This window comes from Bacillus vallismortis (genome assembly GCF_040784915.1).
GTDB lineage: Bacteria > Bacillota > Bacilli > Bacillales > Bacillaceae > Bacillus > Bacillus subtilis_G.
The window spans coordinates 3729201-3748378 of the sequence record NZ_CP160797.1 but is presented as its reverse complement, the minus strand read 5'-3'; the positions used below and the strand labels follow the sequence as shown (position 1 = coordinate 3748378).

At 44.3% G+C, this 19178-nt stretch carries 18 protein-coding genes; 6 read left to right on the top strand and 12 right to left on the bottom strand.

Going from position 1 to position 19178, the window contains the following annotated elements:
- Positions 1 to 73: 73 nt before the first annotated feature.
- From ABZM97_RS18670 to ABZM97_RS18640, 7 genes are all read right to left on the bottom strand, one after another.
- A complete protein-coding gene (locus ABZM97_RS18670) occupies positions 74 to 610 on the bottom strand; it encodes an SH3 domain-containing protein (protein WP_087991742.1) in 537 nt (178 codons plus the stop codon).
- Positions 611 to 718: 108 nt separating this feature from the next.
- Positions 719 to 1636, bottom strand: coding sequence for a ribose ABC transporter substrate-binding protein RbsB (gene rbsB / locus ABZM97_RS18665; RefSeq protein WP_087991741.1), 918 nt, complete (start codon positions 1634 to 1636; stop codon positions 719 to 721).
- Positions 1637 to 1649: 13 nt separating this feature from the next.
- Entirely contained in the window at positions 1650 to 2618 is a 969-nt protein-coding gene (rbsC, locus tag ABZM97_RS18660) for a ribose ABC transporter permease RbsC (RefSeq protein WP_087991740.1), read from the bottom strand.
- A 1-nt stretch (position 2619) separates the two neighbouring features.
- The gene (gene rbsA, locus ABZM97_RS18655) at positions 2620 to 4101 is read right to left on the bottom strand and encodes a ribose ABC transporter ATP-binding protein RbsA (RefSeq protein WP_202327941.1); all 1482 of its coding nucleotides are present in this window, start codon (positions 4099 to 4101) and stop codon (positions 2620 to 2622) included.
- 15 nt (positions 4102 to 4116) lie between these two features.
- Positions 4117 to 4512: a D-ribose pyranase gene (gene rbsD, locus ABZM97_RS18650; RefSeq protein WP_087991738.1), complete on the bottom strand. Its 396-nt coding sequence runs from the start codon at positions 4510 to 4512 to the stop codon at positions 4117 to 4119.
- Positions 4509 to 5387, bottom strand: a complete 879-nt coding sequence (rbsK, locus tag ABZM97_RS18645) for a ribokinase (protein ID WP_087991737.1) — start codon at positions 5385 to 5387, stop codon at positions 4509 to 4511. Before rbsK ends, rbsD begins: the two co-directional genes overlap by 4 nt.
- A complete protein-coding gene (locus ABZM97_RS18640) occupies positions 5380 to 6369 on the bottom strand; it encodes a LacI family DNA-binding transcriptional regulator (protein WP_202327942.1) in 990 nt (329 codons plus the stop codon). Before ABZM97_RS18640 ends, rbsK begins: the two co-directional genes overlap by 8 nt.
- A 782-nt stretch (positions 6370 to 7151) precedes the next feature.
- On the opposite strand from ABZM97_RS18640, the gene pgsB reads away from it, so the two are divergent.
- The 5 genes from pgsB (at position 7152) to ABZM97_RS18615 (ending at position 11522) form a co-directional block, all read left to right on the top strand.
- Positions 7152 to 8333, top strand: coding sequence for a poly-gamma-glutamate synthase PgsB (gene pgsB, locus ABZM97_RS18635; RefSeq protein WP_087991735.1), 1182 nt, complete (start codon positions 7152 to 7154; stop codon positions 8331 to 8333).
- Between the two features lie 14 nt (positions 8334 to 8347).
- Positions 8348 to 8797 (top strand): poly-gamma-glutamate biosynthesis protein PgsC, encoded by a 450-nt coding sequence (gene pgsC / locus ABZM97_RS18630; RefSeq protein WP_003227889.1) that lies wholly within the window; start codon positions 8348 to 8350, stop codon positions 8795 to 8797.
- An 18-nt stretch (positions 8798 to 8815) separates the two neighbouring features.
- The gene (pgsA, locus tag ABZM97_RS18625) at positions 8816 to 9958 is read left to right on the top strand and encodes a capsular polyglutamate synthetase PgsA (RefSeq protein WP_202327943.1); all 1143 of its coding nucleotides are present in this window, start codon (positions 8816 to 8818) and stop codon (positions 9956 to 9958) included.
- 14 nt (positions 9959 to 9972) lie between these two features.
- Entirely contained in the window at positions 9973 to 10140 is a 168-nt protein-coding gene (gene edmS, locus ABZM97_RS18620; protein WP_087991733.1) for an extrachromosomal elements maintenance protein EdmS, read from the top strand.
- Between the two features lie 140 nt (positions 10141 to 10280).
- Positions 10281 to 11522 (top strand): C40 family peptidase, encoded by a 1242-nt coding sequence (locus ABZM97_RS18615; protein ID WP_253268612.1) that lies wholly within the window; start codon positions 10281 to 10283, stop codon positions 11520 to 11522.
- A gap of 36 nt (positions 11523 to 11558) precedes the next feature.
- On the opposite strand, the gene ywtE is transcribed toward ABZM97_RS18615, so the two are convergent.
- Both ywtE and ABZM97_RS18605 read right to left on the bottom strand, forming a co-directional pair.
- On the bottom strand, positions 11559 to 12419 hold the full coding sequence (gene ywtE, locus ABZM97_RS18610; RefSeq protein ID WP_087991732.1) for a 5-amino-6-(5-phospho-D-ribitylamino)uracil phosphatase YwtE: 861 nt from the start codon (positions 12417 to 12419) through the stop codon (positions 11559 to 11561).
- 155 nt (positions 12420 to 12574) lie between these two features.
- Positions 12575 to 13543 carry an LCP family protein gene (locus ABZM97_RS18605; RefSeq protein ID WP_087991731.1) on the bottom strand — a complete coding sequence of 323 codons (969 nt, stop codon included), beginning with the start codon at positions 13541 to 13543 and terminating at the stop codon, positions 12575 to 12577.
- A gap of 324 nt (positions 13544 to 13867) precedes the next feature.
- On the opposite strand from ABZM97_RS18605, the gene ABZM97_RS18600 reads away from it, so the two are divergent.
- Positions 13868 to 15250 carry a sugar porter family MFS transporter gene (locus ABZM97_RS18600; RefSeq protein ID WP_301272163.1) on the top strand — a complete coding sequence of 461 codons (1383 nt, stop codon included), beginning with the start codon at positions 13868 to 13870 and terminating at the stop codon, positions 15248 to 15250.
- 36 nt (positions 15251 to 15286) lie between these two features.
- On the opposite strand, the gene ABZM97_RS18595 is transcribed toward ABZM97_RS18600, so the two are convergent.
- The 3 genes from ABZM97_RS18595 to ABZM97_RS18585 are packed head-to-tail and all read right to left on the bottom strand — an operon-like array spanning position 15287 to position 18971.
- Positions 15287 to 16411, bottom strand: coding sequence for a Ger(x)C family spore germination protein (locus ABZM97_RS18595; protein WP_087991729.1), 1125 nt, complete (start codon positions 16409 to 16411; stop codon positions 15287 to 15289).
- Entirely contained in the window at positions 16408 to 17514 is a 1107-nt protein-coding gene (locus ABZM97_RS18590) for a spore germination protein (RefSeq protein WP_087991728.1), read from the bottom strand. Before ABZM97_RS18590 ends, ABZM97_RS18595 begins: the two co-directional genes overlap by 4 nt.
- A 5-nt stretch (positions 17515 to 17519) precedes the next feature.
- Entirely contained in the window at positions 17520 to 18971 is a 1452-nt protein-coding gene (locus tag ABZM97_RS18585; RefSeq protein WP_087991727.1) for a spore germination protein, read from the bottom strand.
- Positions 18972 to 19178 lie beyond the last annotated feature (207 nt).

Sequence of the window (19178 nt, the reverse complement as noted above, 5' to 3'; positions counted from 1 at the left end):
GGGAATGTGACAAATCTATCCTTGATCTGCGAAGAAAAAAGGGATTCCGCATGAAAAACGGAATCCCTTTCAGTTATTTTGTCATGTGTAAATCCTTTGTTTTCATATAGCCTGTCGCACCGCCGTAATCAACGAATACCCAATTAAAATCAAAACCGCCTTTTTTCGTTTTACTCCACCCTAAAAAAGAAACGCTTGTGTCTGCCGGAAGAGTCTTGATGCTTTTTCCTTCAGCGGATGTATATACTTTCGTTTTTGTTTCCGTTTTTACTGTTGTAGCTGCTTTTACAATGTAATGAGTGGAAACAAAGCCTGTTTTGCCGTTTTTATAATGAACCTTTGCCCAGTCAGCGTTTGCGAAGGAAATCAGCTTTAAGCTGTCGCCCAAGTGCAGTATGGCTGCTTTATGGCTTGATGCGGAAGGCTTCGTTCTGACATTTAGAGCCTCTGTTGACACCAAATAAGAATCAATCGGATAGCTGTATAAATCATCAATGCTTACAGTTGTTTCTGGCTGTTGTGCATGGATCGTGCTTGCGCCCCCTGCAGAAGCCGCAGTCATTCCAGCTGCAAGTGCGAGAGTTGATAATACTTTTGTCGTTTTGTTCATTTCGTTCCTCTCCTCACGTAGAGAAATAATTCATTCTATTTCGCTATTCACGTTTTCACAGATTCCTAAACATGAAAAAGGACCAGATAAAGATCTGGTCCGCGGCAATTATTTTTGTGTTTCAAGTTTGAGAGGCGCGGATATCATTTTTTCCACCTTTTTTCCGTGTAAAATATCATCTGCCGCTTCTGTAGCCAGTTTACCGATCAAGTCAGGCTGCTGAGCGACAGTGGCTGAGAGCTTTCCATCTTTAATCGAAGCGAGTGCATCTTTATTGCCGTCAAAACCGATCACTACAATATCTTTTCCCGAGCTGTTAATTGCCTCGAGAGCCCCGAGCGCCATTTCATCATTGTGAGCAAAAACAGCTTGGATTTCCGGATGTCCCTGCAGCAGGTTTTCCATGACAGTCAGGCCTTTGGTGCGGTCAAAGTCAGCTGATTGTTTTGTGACAATGTCGAGCTTTTGATCTGCAATGTTATGAAATCCTGAACCGCGTTCCCGCGTGGCAGAAGCGCCGGGCACGCCTTCAAGTTCTGCCACCTTTGCACCTTTTCCAAGCTTGTCGGCGATAAATTCCGCGGCCATTTCACCGCCTTTTACATTATCGGAAGCAACGAGGGTTTCTACTTTTCCTTGTTCCGCGGAACGATCGATTGTTACGACGGGTACATCGACTGAATTTGCATATTCTACTGCCGTTGAGATCGCCGAAGAATCAGTCGGATTGATTAACAATGCATCGACACCTTGCTGAATTAAATCTTCCACATCACTCGTCTGTTTCGATGAATCATTTTGTGCATCGACAATGATGATTTTCATTTCCCGTTTTTCAGCTTCTTTTTCGATGCCCTTTTTTAATGAGACAAAAAAGGGATTATTAAGCGTTGAGACGGATAAACCGATGGTGAATTCCTTTTTGTTCCCCGAGTTTGCCGGCTTTGCCCAATGGGGAGGTTCAAGCGAACAGGCAGTTAATAAAAACAATGATAACGTTAAAATGACGGATACAGCCTTTTTCATATAAAAAACCCTCCTATGCTGACTTCTTGCGGTCTAATAATACCGCAATTAAGATGACAATCCCTTTGACAACCAGCTGATAAAACGATGAGACACCAAGCAGGTTGAGCCCGTTATTCAGTGTGCCGATAATCAGCACTCCGATGAATGTGCCGATAATGCGCCCGCGGCCGCCGGAGAGGCTGGTCCCGCCTAAGACGACCGCCGCGATTGCATCCAGTTCATACGATTCTCCGGCAGTCGGCTGTGCTGAATGCAGACGGGAGGTCAATATGGCGCCGGCAAGGGCGGATAAAAGCCCGGCTAATGAATAGATCAGTACTTTCACGCGTGTTACTTTAATGCCCGAAATGAGCGCGGCTTTTTCATTGCCTCCAATTGCGTACGTTCGGCGTCCGAACGGTGTTTTATGAAGAAGAACCCAAAGGATGACAAAGGCGAGAACCATTGTAATGGCCGGTACAGGGATGCCTAAAAAATAACCGCGTCCGAACAGCTGAAAAGCGTAGTTTGTGCCAAGTCCGGTTATCGGGTTTCCGTCTGTATACACAAGCGTCAGCCCGCGAAACACAGTCATGGTCGCAAGCGTGGCGATAAAGGGCGCCATTTTTCCTTTTGTGATCAATAGTCCGTTGATCATGCCGAGTACGGCACCAATGATACAGCCGAGAATGATCGCAAGAACCGGATCGACACCGGATACAATCATCCCTGCGACTAAAGCGCTGGACAGGGCAAGAATAGCGCCGACAGAAAGATCAATGCCGCCTGTTAAAATCACAAAAGTCATGCCGAACGCGATTAATCCGTTAATGGCGACCTGGCGAAGCAGGTTTAAAATATTCAGCGGTTCAAGAAAGCTGGGATTTAAAATAGATACAATGATAACGAGAATAAATAAACCGAGAAACGGGCCGAGTTTTTGCATGACTCCGTCGAAGTGAATCCGTTTTTGTTCTGTTTGCAGCTGTTCCATTTTCATATTACCGCCCTCCCGTGGCAAGTGTCATAATTCGTTCTTGTGTTGCTTCCTGCGCGTCGATTTCTCCGCTTATTCTGCCTTCATGGACAACGATAACGCGATCGCTCATCCCGAGAATTTCCGGCAGCTCTGATGACACCATAATGATGGCGACGCCGCGCTCAGTCAGCTCATTCATCAGCGAATAAATCTCCCGTTTCGCGCCAACATCCACACCTCTGGTCGGCTCATCCAAGATGAGCACTTTCGGTCCGATCCCGATCCACTTGGCAATCACAACTTTTTGCTGGTTGCCTCCTGATAAATGACGTGCGTGCGTTTCCGGTGATGCCGTTTTGATGGTCAGGCGTTTGATTAAAAGATCGACAAATTCAGCTTCCCGCTTGTGATCAATGAGGCCTTTAGGAGAAAAACTGGACAGATTGGGCAGGGCGATATTCTCGCGAATTGAAGTGTCGAGCAGCAGCCCTTCATCTTTGCGGTTCTCTGTAATAAAGCCGAGCCCTTTTTTCACCGCATCCTGCGGGTTCTTAATGACCGTCTTTTTTCCAGCGATCCATATCTCACCCGAGTCCAGCCTGTCAACGCCGAATAGCGCTCTCATGATTTCTGTCCGGCCGGCCCCCATCAATCCGGAAATACCGACGATCTCACCGGAACGAACATAAAAGCTGACATCTTCAAAACGTCCTTTTACGGAGGCGTTTTTCACCTCGAATATATTGTCACCGAGTGAAGGAGCCCGTTTTGGATATCGTTCAGTCAGCTCGCGTCCAACCATTTTTTTGACGACTTCATCAAAATCGGTTTCAGAGATGTTTGTTGTATCTACCGTTTTTCCGTCACGCATGATGGTGATTCTGTCGCAAATCGCAAAGATTTCTTCCATGCGATGTGAAATGTATACGATGGATACGCCGTTCTTTTTTAACGCTGTAATGACCTCAAAGAGTTTGCTGATTTCCCGTTCCGTCAAAGCAGCGGTAGGCTCATCCATAATGATCACCTCGGCATTTGTCATGAGCGCTTTTGCGATTTCGACCATTTGCTGCTGTCCGACGGAACACTCGCCAGCTTCTTGATCAAGAGAAAGAGAGACAGACAGTTTGTCAAATTGCTCTTTTGCTAGCGCTTTCATTTTTCTTGTTTGTAAAACGCCCAGCTTGGAGGCTATCTCTTTCCCGATAAATAAATTCTCAAGAACGGTCATTTCCGGCCAGATATTCAATTCCTGATGGATAAAGGCTATTCCATGCTGTTCCGCTTCTTTCGGATTGGAAAAATACATTTCGTTTCCGTTTATGCGGATTTGCCCTTGATCCGATCTATGCAGGCCTGTCAGAATGTTCATAAGCGTGGACTTGCCGGCGCCGTTCTCTCCCATTAATGCGTGAACCTCGCCAGGCACGAGCTGAAAGGAAACGCCTGACAGTACTTGGTTTTTTCCGAATGCTTTATGAATGTCTTTCATTTCAATCTGCATGTTCCATCCTCCTTTCTAGAAAAGCACACCCGCCTGCAGGATGCAGTTGGCATATGGTGTGAATTCGCCTGTTCTTATAATGGCTTTTGCTTCTTTTGTCAGCTGCTTAAATTCCTCGTGAGAAAGGTATTCAATCTCCTGTTCAGAAAAAAGGTTCTCTAGAAATCTGGCATTCTCCTGATTAGCAGTTTTTATTTCAGATGCAGCAATGACTTTTTCGACCGCCATTTCTTCTGCGAGCACCGTCGCGGTATCTTGAAAAGCCGGAAGACCCGGCTTCAGTGAAAGATCAATTTTCAAAACGCCGTCAGGAACAGGCAGCCCCGCATCTGCAATGACAATTTTATCAGTGTGGCCAAGGTCGGCTAAAAGCTTGGCAAGATGGCTGTTCAGTATTCCGTGTTTTTTCATGACAACAGCTCCTCTACTTCTTTTCTTGTCGGCATTCCGCCTTGGGCACCGAAGGAACAGACAGAAAGGGAAGCGGCGCGATTGGCAAACCGCAATGCGGCTTCAATGTCTTTTCCCTCTGCCAGAGCCACGGCGAAGGCTGCGTTAAACGTATCACCGGCTCCGGTTGTATCAACGGGCTCAACGGGGAAGGAAGGGATAAGCCGTTCTTTACTTCCGGCTGAATAACGGACGCCCTGTTTTCCTTCCGTAATAAAGAGCTTTGCCGGATACAGCGCCAAGGCTTCAGAAACGGTAAGCCCGGGGAATAATATTGACGCCTCGTGTTCATTTGGCGTGAGATAGGTGGCGTGGTCAATTGTTTCCTGTCTCAGCGGTCGGGACGGTGCGGGATTGAGCATAATCGGGATATCGAGAGAATGGCAGTATCTGCACACCTCATCAACTGTTTCCTCGGGGATTTCCTGCTGAATCAGGACCATATCAGCTTCAATTTGTTCAAGGGCGTCTATCGCATACGATGGAGTGATATCATCATTCGCACCTTTGACGACAACAATGCTGTTATCACCTTCGGCAAGCACTATGTGGGCGGTTCCGCTATCTTTGTGTGTAACCGGTTCCATATAGTCGGTGCGAACGCCGTTTGCTTTTAAATTATCCAAAATGGCTGTGCCATAATGATCATCTCCGACCTTACCGACCATAAACACGTGAGCCCCAAGTCTGGCAGCAGCAACGGCCTGATTGGCTCCTTTACCGCCCGGCACAGTCTGAAACGACGTGCCAAGTACTGTTTCACCGGCTTTTGGGCGTTTGTCCGAGGTGACCACTAAATCCATAGAACAGCTACCAATTACACAAATATTACGCATCGTGATCTTCCTTTCTTGTCGTCTTTCTTCTTATATAGGTGACGGACATTTGAATTGCCGTTTCTGTCAGGGGCTGTTTTTTGATGATACGCAAAAGCAGTTTGGCCGCTTCTTTTCCCATATCATATGCGGGCTGTTTAATTGTAGACAGGGGCGGGAACAGCAGCTCGCTTTGCGGAATGTCATCATAGCCGATAATTTGAATATCCTCCGGCACCTTTCTTCCGCGCCGCAAAGCTTCATGTAAAACCGCAGCGGCTTGAATATCATTACTCGCTATCACACCGTCTGTCTCTGGATAAGCGGCAAACAGCTCCTTCGCCATCGATTGCGCATCCTTGAAAGAAAATGAAGCCGTCTCGATGACCTGAAAATCAACTGCAGCCTGATTTAAGATCTCTAAAGCGCCGTGAAAGCGATCTTGAGCGGTCGGCAGGTGAGCGGGGCCTCTCAAGAGCGTAATGCGCTGGCTTTTTCCGTGAATGATGGCTTCGGCCGCTAATTTTCCCCCAGTGCGGCCGTCACTGGACACAGAAGGAGCGCCTTCAGGTGTTCTGTCCAGAAAAACGACTGGGTGATTCATGCCGTTGTATTCCTCAAGGTCCGGGTAATTCGTTGCGGCAATAATGCCTGCGACATGATTTTGCTTAAAGGTTTGAAGGTACTCAAGTTCTTTTTTCAATTCCTCGTCACTGTTACCGAAAATAAGGCGATAGCCTTCCCCGTTCAATTCATCCTCAGCACCGCGGGCAAGCTGGGGGAAGAAAGGGTTTGTGATATCCGGGAGCAAAAGCCCGATCAGCCGGGATTCTCTTTTGTAAAGAGATCGGGCGACTTCATTTGGGTAATAGTTCAGCCGCTCCATCGCCGCTATGACACGCGTTCGCGTTTCTTCGTGTACATAGCCGCTGTCATTTAGGACGCGGGAAACCGTTGCAACAGAAACGCCCGCCGCTCCGGCAACATCTTTAATTGTAGCCAAAACAGCTCCTCCTTGTTTGTGTAACCGTTTACATAGATAGATTATCATGAGCCGTCCGAGGTTGGCAATAAAAATATCAAAAGAAATCTATTGTAAATTGTATATATAATTGTGAAATTTAAGGTTTTCACTCTTTTTTTGACAAAGTCTTCACAAATCTGGATGAAGTTTTCTTGAACAAATATTAAGTTTTATTAAAAATGTTTCAAAGTCATGCGTTTAGACCTGTAAATGAGAAGAAAGAGAATAGACTATCCGCCCAGAAAATGTTTAATAATGTTAGAGAATTCAGACCCGTATATTTAACATTTTCATTGATGACCCCAATAGTCTTTTTGGAATAGGCCTCATATTGCCTCTTCCATGCAGAAAGGATGACATGATGGCCTTATCCTTAAGAAATAGAATAAAACCATTTTGTGTTCATAAGAACCGGAAATACGCATGATAACAGGAAAAGCTTGATATCACACGCTGAAAAAAAGATTGATTTGAAATACATATTAAATGCGAACAGCGGGGGGTGACTATACGTCCATAAGGATATCAGGAGGAAAATGAAAGCGCATTCCTTTTGATTTTTAAAAAAAGAGATAAGATGTAAGTCCTGCCGTTTTCCAAATTTAGAAAGCAGTTTGTAGGTACAAAATCTCTTTCAAAAGAGAAGTTTGGCTTAGTGGGTTAGGGAAGATTATGCTACATAATGCCGATTGAGAATTCATAGTGATTCTATATACTGATGAATGAATTTACAACAATATAGAAGGAGATGTCGAAAAGCAATGTGGTTACTCATTATAGCCTGTGCTGTCATACTGGTCATCGGAATATTAGAAAAACGACGACATCAGAAAAACATTGATGCCCTCCCTGTTCGAGTGAATATTAACGGCATCAGAGGAAAGTCCACTGTGACAAGGCTGACAACCGGAATATTAATAGAAGCCGGTTACAAAACTGTCGGGAAAACGACAGGAACGGACGCAAGAATGATTTACTGGGATACTCCGGAGGAAAAGCCGATCAAACGGAAACCTCAGGGGCCGAATATCGGTGAACAAAAAGAAGTCATGAAAGAAACAGTAGAAAGAGGGGCCAACGCTATTGTCAGTGAATGCATGGCGGTTAACCCGGATTATCAGATTATCTTTCAGGACGAACTGCTGCAAGCCAATATCGGCGTGATTGTCAACGTTTTAGAAGACCATATGGATGTCATGGGGCCAACGCTCGATGAAATTGCGGAAGCGTTTACTGCTACTATTCCTTATAATGGCCATCTTGTCATTACAGATAGTGAATATACCGAGTTCTTTAAACAAAAAGCAAAAGAACGAAACACAAAAGTCATCATTGCTGATAACTCAAAAATTACAGATGAATATTTGCGTAAATTTGAATACATGGTATTTCCTGATAATGCTTCACTGGCACTGGGTGTGGCTCAAGCACTCGGCATTGACGAAGAAACAGCGTTTAAAGGAATGCTGAATGCGCCGCCAGATCCGGGAGCAATGAGAATTCTCCCGCTGATCAGTCCGAGCAAGCCTGGGCACTTTGTTAATGGGTTTGCCGCAAACGACGCTTCTTCTACTTTGAATATATGGAAACGTGTAAAAGAAATCGGTTACCCAACTGATGATCCAATCATTATTATGAACTGCCGGGCAGACCGTGTCGATCGGACACAGCAATTCGCAAATGACGTATTGCCTTATATTGAAGCAAGTGAACTGATCTTAATCGGTGAAACAACAGAGCCAATCGTAAAAGCCTATGAAGAAGGCAAAATTCCTGCAGACAAATTGCATGATTTAGAGTACAAGTCTACAGAAGAAATTATGGAATTGTTAAAGAAAAGAATGCACAACCGTGTCATATATGGCGTCGGCAATATTCATGGCGCCGCAGAGCCTTTAATTGAAAAAATCCACGAATACAAGGTTAAGCAGCTCGTAAGCTAGGAGGAAATGCAGACATGTTCGGATCAGATTTATACATCGCACTCATTTTAGGTGTACTACTCAGTTTAATTTTTGCGGAAAAAACAGGGATTGTGCCGGCAGGACTTGTTGTACCGGGATATTTAGGACTTGTGTTTAATCAGCCGGTCTTTATATTACTTGTTTTGCTAGTGAGCCTGCTCACTTATGTGATTGTGAAATACGGTTTATCGAAATTTATGATTTTGTACGGACGCAGAAAATTCGCTGCCATGCTGATAACAGGGATCGTCCTGAAAATCGCGTTTGATTTTCTATACCCGATTGTACCATTTGAAATCGCGGAATTTCGAGGAATCGGCATCATCGTGCCAGGTTTAATTGCCAATACCATTCAGAAACAAGGATTAACGATTACGTTCGGAAGCACGCTGCTATTGAGCGGAGCGACCTTTGCTATCATGTTTGTTTACTACTTAATTTAATGTAAGGTGTGTCAAACGATGAAAAAAGAACTGAGCTTTCATGAAAAGCTGCTGAAGCTGACAAAACAGCAAAAAAAGAAAACCAATAAGCACGTATTTATTGCCATTCCGATCGTTTTTGTACTTATGTTCGCGTTTATGTGGGCGGGAAAAGCAGAAACGCCGAAAGTCAAAACGTATTCTGACGACGTTCTCACAGCCTCATTTGTCGGGGATATTATGATGGGGCGCTATGTTGAAAAAGTAACGGATCAAAAAGGGGCAGACAGTATTTTTCAGTATGTTGAACCGCTCTTTAAAGCCTCTGATTATGTAGCCGGAAACTTTGAAAATCCGGTAACCTATGAAAAGAATTATAAACAAGCAGAAAAAGAAATTCATTTGCAGACGAATAGGGAATCAGTGAAAGTCTTGAAGGATATGAACTTTACGGTTCTCAACAGCGCAAACAACCACGCAATGGATTACGGCGCTCAGGGCATGAAAGATACACTAGGAGAATTTGCGAAGCAAAACCTTGATATCGTTGGAGCGGGATACAGCTTTAGCGATGCGAAGAAGAATATCTCGTACCAGGAAGTCAATGGAGTAACCATTGCGACGCTTGGCTTTACCGACGTGTCTGGAAAAGGCTTCGCGGCTAAAAAGAATACGCCGGGCGTACTGCCCGCAGATCCTGAAATCTTTATCCCTATGATTTCAGAAGCGAAAAAACATGCAGACATCGTTGTTGTGCAGTCACACTGGGGACAAGAGTATGACAACGATCCAAACGACCGTCAGCGCCAGCTTGCAAGAGCTATGTCTGATGCGGGAGCTGATATCATTGTAGGACATCACCCGCACGTCCTAGAACCGATAGAAGTTTATAACGGAACCGTGATTTTCTACAGCCTCGGAAACTTTGTCTTTGATCAGGGCTGGACGAGAACGAGAGACAGCGCATTGGTTCAGTATCACCTGAAGAAAAACGGAACAGGCCGATTTGAAGTGATGCCGATTGATATCCATGAAGCGACGCCTGCGCCGGTGAAAAAAGGAAGCCTTAAACAAAAAACGATTATTCGCGAACTCACGAAAGATTCTAATTTCGCATGGAAAGTAGAAGATGGAAAATTGACGTTTGATGTTGATCATAGCGACAAACTAAAATCTAAATAATAGGAGTGATAAAAATGAAATTTGTCAAAGTTATCTGGCCGTTTGTTGCCGTAGCTATCGTATTCATGTTTATGTCAGCGTTTAAATTCAATGATCATCTGACAGATCAGGAAAAGCAGAAAATTGATACGGAAATGCACAAAATCCAACAGCAGGAAGAACCGGCAAACGCCAATAAATAATTCAAAAAAGAGAGTGTCTCATGAGGCATTCTCTTTTTATTTGCCCAGCATATTCATTCTGTAAAAATATCAAAAAGTCTCTTAACATATTGAAAAAATTACCGATGATAAAACTGCAAAAAGAGGAGGAGATAATAAAAGTGAACACACTGGCAAACTGGAAGAAGTTTTTGCTTGTGGCGGTTATCATTTGTTTTTTGGGTTCAATTATCACAAAAGCGGGGATTGCGGAGGCTGATACGTCATCTGAACTGATGATCAGCGAAGCGAAAAAACTGCTTGGATATCAGTATAAATACGGCGGTGAAACGCCGGAAGAGGGATTCGATCCTTCGGGATTGATTCAATATGTTTTCAGTAAGGCTGATATTCATCTGCCGAGATCTGTGAACGACCAGTATAAAGTCGGAACGGCCGTAAAACCGGAAAATCTGCAGCCGGGCGATGTTTTGTTTTTCAAGAAAGAGGGAAGCAGCGGGACTGCTCCGACACACGTTGCTCTTTACATTGGAGACGGCCAAATGATTCACAGTACGCAATCAAAAGGGGTTATCATCACCAATTACAAAACGAGCAGCTATTGGAGCGGATCTTATATCGGGGCGAAACGAATCGCAGCCGATCCGGCAACTGCTGATGTCCCTGTTGTTCAGGAGGCCGAGAAATATATCGGCATTCCATATGTATTTGGCGGAAGCACACCGTCAGAGGGCTTTGATTGCTCAGGACTCGTGCAATATGTGTTTCAACAGGCACTCGGCATTTATCTGCCGCGATCAGCCGAACAGCAGTGGGCAGTGGGCGAGAAGGTAGCCCCTCAGAACATACAGCCGGGTGATGTCGTCTATTTCAGCAATACGTATAAAACGGGAATTTCACATGCAGGCATTTATGCTGGCAGAGGAAGATTTATTCAGGCAAGCCGGTCAGAAAAAGTAACCATTTCCTACTTGTCAGAGGATTATTGGATATCGAAGATGACAGGCATTCGCCGATTTGACAATCTGGCAATCACGAAAGAAAATCCGATTGTGTCCGAGGCAACGCTTTATGTCGGAGAAGTTCCCTACAAAAAGGGCGGAGTTTCTCCAGAGACAGGATTTGATACAGCCGGATTTGTCCAGTATGTATATCAGAAAGCAGCCGGTATTTCCCTGCCTCGATACGCAACAAGCCAGTTCAAAGCCGGAAGTATGATTGAGAAGGCGGATCTGAAACCGGGAGACATTGTGTTCTTCCAATCAACAAGCTTAAATCCCGCCATCTATATCGGAAACGGACAAGTTGTTCATGTCACATTATCAAACGGCGTGACCATCACCAATATGAACACGAGCACGTATTGGAAAGATAAATATGCGGGAAGCATACGGGTGCAATAAAAGGACAAAGACTCCAGAATCTCTGGAGTCTTTTCTTTATGCGTATTGGCCGGAAAGAAGCTGGTCAATAAAGTAAGCCACACCATTTTCGTCATTGCTTTTTGTGACGAAGGTGCTTTTTTCTTTTAATTCATCGATCGCGTTTTCCATAGCGATACGGTGTCCGGCGACTTCAAACATGGACAAATCGTTCGGACTGTCGCCGATCGCATAGATATCCTGTGTTTCAATTCCGTATATTTTAGCCAGCTCTGTCAGCGCGCGTCCTTTTCCAGAAGAGGCCGGCAGGATTTCGATAATATGTTTTCCAGAAGAGGTTTGTGCCAGTTTTTTATGATGCTTCAGCTCTTCCTTCGCTTGTTTCAGCTTGTCCATATCAAAGGAGAAGCAAAGAAGCTTATAAATGTTTTCGCTGCCGTCAAAAACCGATTCAATATGAGGGATCCGTTTAATGCCAAACTGCTTGAACTGAGTCATGGCTCCTTGCCACAATTCATCGGTCTTTTCGCTTGGATTTGCGCTCTTTAGAATATCAAGCTCCGCATGCAGCTTATCCTCGCCATCAAAAGGAGAAAGCAGATGGTCATCTGTATATACCTCAAAGTAAATGTTTTTCGACAGTAAGTAATCAGCGATAGCCTTACCGGCCTCCTGATCCATTAATGTCCGGCTGATCAGGCGGTAGCCTTTGTCATGAACCGTACCGCCATTTGCCGCAATGATAGGGATATCCAGATCTTCCAGCAGCGCTTTTACATCAAACGTTGCTCTTCCCGTGCAAATGGTGACGAGGATGCCGGCATCAATGGCCCGCTTGATCGCCGCTCTGTTTTCAGCAGAAATGACGCTTTCCTTATTCAGTAATGTTCCGTCTAAATCAATCGCAATACATTTCATATGTAGGGTACCTCCTTAAAAATGAAGCTGCTTCGAGTAGTATGTTCAGCTTTCCTGCGAAACATTAACCATATCTATCAGGCTAAACGTTACTTTGAAAATTTTCAACAAGGAAATATGTAAAAAACGGGATGGCAATTACGCCATCCCGTTTTTTATACACCTAAATCGTTTTGCAGCTCTTCTTTGACTTCCTGCAGTTTTTGCTGATTCAATTTTAAATAATATACTCCGGCAGGTTTATAATCATAACCCGTCAGCTGAATAGAATCAACCGATTTCAATGAAGTGAGAAACGGGAACAGGCCGATGGCATCTTTAAGTGATAAGTTCATTTTCAGATTTTTCCCCATCGTATCCACAATGTCATCATAAGCCGGGATTGAGCTCAGTGATTTTGACTTTTCCAAAATAGCGCTCAGCACTTCCATTTGTCTTTGTCCCCGCAAAAGATCACTGTCCGCTTTACGTGTTCTTACGTAAGCGAGTGCTTCTTCTCCATCAAGCGTATGAGTTCCCTCTTGAAGAACGACTTTTCCCTTTGTATCTTTTTTGATTTGCTTAATGACTTTATCGCTTTTTACTGTTACTTTGACGCCATTCAGCTGGTTCACGACGTCTTCAAAAGCTGTGAAATTGCTTTCGACGACATAATCGACGGGAATATCCAGCATCTCCTCAACTGTTTTCACAGTGAGGTCAACGCCGCCGTAGGCATGAGCATGTGTAAACTTATCATAGCCATGGCCTGGGATATTTACATAGGCGTCACGCGGAATGCTCAGCATTTTAGCTGTTTTTTCTTTCCGGTTAAATGTAACCAGAACATTCGCGTCACTTCTTGCCTGGTCGACAGTCTCGCCGTTTTCTTCTCTGGCATCAATTCCCAAGAGCAATACAGAGAAAGAATCTTTTCCGGGATTAAATTCTTTAATCCGTTTTACTGATTGTTCTCCGCGCGCAAGGCTGACATGAGCTTCTTTAGAAGCATTGCTCAGCTTGACATAAGCATAGGCGCCGACAGATCCTGCCGCAATGACTAGAAAAGCCATCAAACCGGCAACGATTTTCACCCATTTTCTAAGTCGTCTCTTTTTCTTTCTGCGGTGCGTTCGTTCTTCCATATCAATACCCTCTCGTTTCTTTAATATTTGAAGAGTACCATTTATTTTGCCATGGGACAACTCTTCAAAAGACATTTTTCGATAAATATTCCTATATTTATAAGTTCCTGTTCTTGAAAGTTGATATTTTAAATGTGATGAATCACCTTATATTGGACGCTCTAGCAGATAAAATGTTTCGGTGACGTTGAAAAAAATGCAAGTAAATGATTGGAAACTTAGGGGCTGCAAGAACGAAAAGGTTTAATGGCCGGAAAAAGAGGCTAAAAGATTTCTAATAAACTTCGCAACAATGTCATTGAAGCTGAATGGAGAAAGGGAGTCATTGTTATGAAAAAGCAGTCGAATATATGGCTTTATTTTTTCGGCGCTCTTGGAGGCGCGTTATACGGTTATGACACCGGAGTGATTTCCGGCGCTATTTTATTTATGAAAAAGGATTTAGGATTGAATGCGTTTACAGAAGGACTTGTTGTCAGCTCTTTATTGGTTGGGGCGATATTAGGTTCAGGAACGGCCGGTAAGCTGACCGACCGTTTCGGAAGAAAAAAAGCGATTATGGCGGCCGCGCTGCTATTTTGTATAGGCGGTCTGGGTGTGGCACTCGCCCCGAATACGGGAGTCATGGTGCTGTTTCGCATTATATTAGGACTTGCAGTGGGGACTTCGACGACGATCGTGCCGCTCTATTTATCTGAACTGGCGCCAAAGCATAAGCGGGGGGCGCTGTCATCGCTGAATCAGCTGATGATCACGGTCGGCATTCTGCTTTCTTACATTGTCAATTACATATTTGCTGATGCCGAAGCGTGGCGCTGGATGCTTGGATTGGCTGCTGTGCCGTCTCTGCTCCTGCTTATTGGCATTTTGTTCATGCCGGAGAGCCCGCGCTGGCTGTTTACGAATGGCGAAGAAGGCAAAGCGAAAAAGATTCTTGAAAAATTGCGTGGCACAAAAGATATTGATCAGGAAATACATGATATTCAAGAGGCGGAAAAGCAGGATGAAGGCGGTCTGAAGGAGCTGTTCGATCCATGGGTTCGCCCCGCCCTGATTGCCGGCTTGGGACTGGCGTTTTTACAGCAATTTATCGGAACGAATACGATCATCTATTATGCGCCAAAGACCTTTACAAACGTCGGATTTGGAAACTCCGCTTCGATTTTAGGAACGGTCGGAATCGGCACAGTTAATGTGCTCATGACATTAGTAGCGATAAAAATTATCGACAAGATCGGGAGAAAGCCGCTATTGTTATTCGGGAATGCCGGGATGGTGATCAGCTTGATCGTTCTCGCTCTGGTGAATCTCTTTTTCGATAACACCGCGGCTGCCTCATGGACGACAGTCATTTGCTTAGGCGTGTTCATCGTTGTTTTTGCGGTCAGCTGGGGACCGGTTGTCTGGGTGATGCTTCCTGAATTGTTTCCGCTCCATGTCAGAGGAATCGGCACTGGGGTATCGACCTTGATGCTGCACGTTGGGACACTGATTGTTTCACTAACCTATCCAATATTAATGGAGGCAATCGGCATCAGTTATTTATTCCTGATCTATGCCGCGATCGGCATCATGGCGTTCTTGTTTGTCCGGTTTAAAGTGACAGAGACGAAGGGGAAAAGCCTTGAAGAAATTGAGCAGGATTTACGGGATAAAAACGGACAGGGGGGATCGGCTGGGAAACAGCAGACGACCGAAACAACATAAAAAAGGGTGCGCGATCATGCGCACCCTTTTGATTGCTCACTTTCCTACTGTGCCGAAGTTAATGATTTTGAAAGAAATATCGTATGTGAAATCAGCCTCTGAAAATAGGTCATCCCAATGTCCTTTTACTTTATGCCAATATTCTGGGTATTGAACCCGAATGTGTTCGGATAAAAAGACCGGATCGGTTTTATAATCATGCTGCAGTTTATCCATGACCTTCTTTATATCGCGTTCAAGCTTTTTCTCAAAAATGTTCTCCAGCCTGCTCAAATAGCTCTTACTAAAGGAGTTTTCATTCGGATTTTGGTCTTCTGTCAAGAAGCCCTTTGTTTTGACAGAAATTCGAAAGACAGGTTTTCCGTTTTCAATGGACGGCTTAATTTTCGTTTTTGACTTTTTAATCTCAAACGTAATCGGATGTCCTTTATCTGTCGTCGGCATCACGCCTCCTTGGATCGTCCCCACGACCCATGTCAGCGTTTGTGTTTCATTTGGTGAAAGAAATCCAACGAGTTTATTGCTCCCGCTTTTGATAATGCCCGCCCCGTCATACGTTGCTTTTCCCTTTTGGTTTTTCACGGCTTGAATGAGAAAGCTGTAGCCATTTTGGCAATAGATAGAAGCCCTGCCGATGCGAAGCGGCCTCATAATCTTACCGTTATATCCTCTATGAGTTGTCAAATCAATCAGTTTTTCGGTGGGCATCGGCTGCTGCTGGCTGGGGCTTCCTTTTGTAAAGATATCAGCCGCTTTCCCTCTGGCTGCCATCAAAAAGCTGCTGCGCCGCAGCTCGTCATCCCGAATAAAATGGTTAAAGACTTGATCTATGTTTTGATTCCTCATCAGTTTTTCTCCCAAAAGAATCACTTTTAAATGATCGCTATAAATAGGAGGGTCCTTGACAGATACATCACTGACTGCTTCCAGAATGGTTTTCCCGTGGGATGTCACATGAACAAATTCGGGTTTTCCGGATGCTTGGCTGTCTTCACTTTGGGGAAGAAGGTTTTGGTATGTTAATTTATACTGATGATCATCTGTCTCATCGATTGCCAGTCCTCTTGCGAAGGATAATTTCTCAATATTTTTGACATCCCAACATCCCGAGAGAACCTGCAGCATCAGAAACATAACTGCGAGTTTTGTTATGATCTTCATCCAAGCTGCCCCCTCCCCAGTTTTTTCTGTACCCAGCTTAAAAACCAGGTAAAGAATGGGATTGCAATCACAAATAAAAATACATATCCGAGAAGTGTTCCATAATAAAATACCTCATTCAGGTCCTTGGGATACATCGTTACGAAAAACGTCCCAGCCAGCATTGCAGCCAAGAGCCATGGATTGTTTTTATTTTTTAGATGAAAAATTTCTGTTAATCCAATATGGGCGCCTTTGAAGGACCCGAGCATACAGGCAAATTGCTGGGCTGTCCAGGTCAGCTGTAAAAACAGATCGAATCGTTCAATAAAAATACCCGGAACCTCTAATGCGTGAATGAGGGAAATGGTCGGCCAAGTCACTGTTTTTGCCTCTGCCACAGTCATACAGCCAATCACAATGAACAACGTAATGCTGTAAAACACTGTGGAAGTCGCGATGCCCAAAGCAACAGCCTTTTTCGCTTGCTTCGGATCTCTCATAAAAGGGACGAGATAAAATATGATTTCAAATCCTGAGAAATATAAAAGCGTCTTTGGGAATAAAGAGAAAAAACTTTGATAGCCTCCTTCAAAAACAGGCCGGAGAAAATCAAGCTGAAATAAGCGAAAGCTGAACAACAGGAGCATCATAAAAATAATAAGAGTCATAGGAAAAATATAAGCGTATACCTTTGCAATGGGATAAACGCCTCCGCCCACATGATAGATGGCAACTGCGAGAAATATAAAAACGACAACTGACATTGGCGTATTTTTCAACAGAAAGAATCCGACGACCTCTCCCAAAATCCGTGCTTGATAGCAAACAACTCCCATGAAATATAGACAGATAAACAAATTCAATAGTGGGCCGATGAATTTTCCAGCCGTGATGCTGTTGAGCTTGAAAAGAGTTTTTCCGCTGTTTTTTTGAAGGAAAGGCAAAAAAAGCAGAGCGATCATAATAAAAATAACGCCCTGCAGCAGGATCATAATCCATCCGCTTGGACTGCCGGTTTCAGCAGCTGAGCGGGGAAGGGTTAGGACCCCGGCACCGATCAGTGTGCTGCTTATCATAATAAGCGTCTGCATAAAAGTCAGTTTATGCTCTGATTTTTTCATAGCCATCACCTTTGTCTGATGTTATCTTCGGGATCGTTTCGTGTCGGTCTTCTTTTAAAAAACTTCGTGGGAATACGGATGACGGTGTCCTTCAAATCCTGTCCGGGCTGTGCCATGATCGGAATGATGTAATCTTGCCCGAAGCTTTTCAGGCGCATCAAGTGGCCGATCACAAACAGGAAAACCATAACGACGCCATACATACCAAGTACTGCTGCACTTATCATTGCAGCAATGCGTATCAGCCGCAGGGGAAAGTTATAGGCGTATGAAGGAACGGTAAAAGACGCCAGTGCTGTGACAGAAACGACAATGACCATAAGGGCGCTGACAATTTGCGCCTGAACAGCCGCCTGTCCGATGACAACTCCGCCGATAAGGCCAATGGTCTGACCGATCGGCTTTGGCAGTCTCAACCCGGCTTCTCTGATCAGCTCGATCGTAAAGATCATAAAAAAAGCTTCTACAAAAGGCGGGAATGGCACATTAAGCCTGCTGCCTGCAATGGAGATCGCCATTCGGGTCGGCAACAGCCCAGTGTGGAAAGAAACGAGAGAAATATACAGACCGGGCAAATAAATGGTGATCAGAACGCTGGAATACCGAAGAAGGCGTATAAGTGACATCGGAATCCAGCGCTGGCTGTAATCATCGGGCGAATGAATGAATTCATCAACCGTAGCCGGCACAATCAAAGCGAACGGGGTGCCATCTACCAATATGGCTACCCGTCCTTCTAATAGAGAAGCTTCTGTCCGATCAGGCCGTTCAGTGCTTAATATCGTGGGAAAGATCGAAAACGGTTCATCTTCAATCAGCTGTTCAAGTGTACCCGATTCCGGCAGATCATCGATTTTGACTGAGTTCAGCCTTTTAAACACTTCCTTGACGACATAATCAGGAGCAATATCTTGAATATAAGCGACAGCGATTTTCTTTTTCGTCCTTTTTCCGAGTATCATTTCCTTTATGACGAGGTTAGGATCACTTGTCCGTTCACGCAAAAGCGCTGTGTTTGTCCGCAGCTTTTCAATAAATCCTATTTTCGCACCGCGTTCCACGATTTCGGAGGAGGGCTCTTCAAGACTGCGTGTTTTTAATGTTTTCGTGTCAAAAGCTAATCCTTCGCGATAGCCATCAGCGAGCAAAACGGCATGCCCTGTAAAAACGAGCTGTTCTATTTCTTTCATTTCAGAGACAACGCTATGGTGAAAACCGAAAAAAAAGGCGGATAAGTCTTCAATCGAGCCTTCCTTATGGGCTAACGCCTCTCTTTGTAAAGGAGAAATGACGTATTGCGCCAGCATTTTATTCTCTGTCAGACCGTCAATATACAGTAAACACGCCTTCCGTCTGCTGTCTCCAAAAGCAAATGAATAAAACATCATATCGTCGTTTTGTCCCCATTTTTTTTTTAATGCATCTAAGTTGTTCTGGAGATCAGAGTCGATGTGCATAGTTTTTCTCCTTCGTAAACAGATTGACGGTTTTTATTAATTTGTATCAAAAAAGGAGAATTATTCTTCTCAAGGAAAAGGCTGAAACAAAGCTTCTTTTCGACGTGATATAATATAAAGGAAGCGTTTTCTTAAAGGGGTTGTCAAAAGATGATGCTTTATACATATGTTGTCTTAGGAATAAGACAGCTTATACGGGCGTTTGTA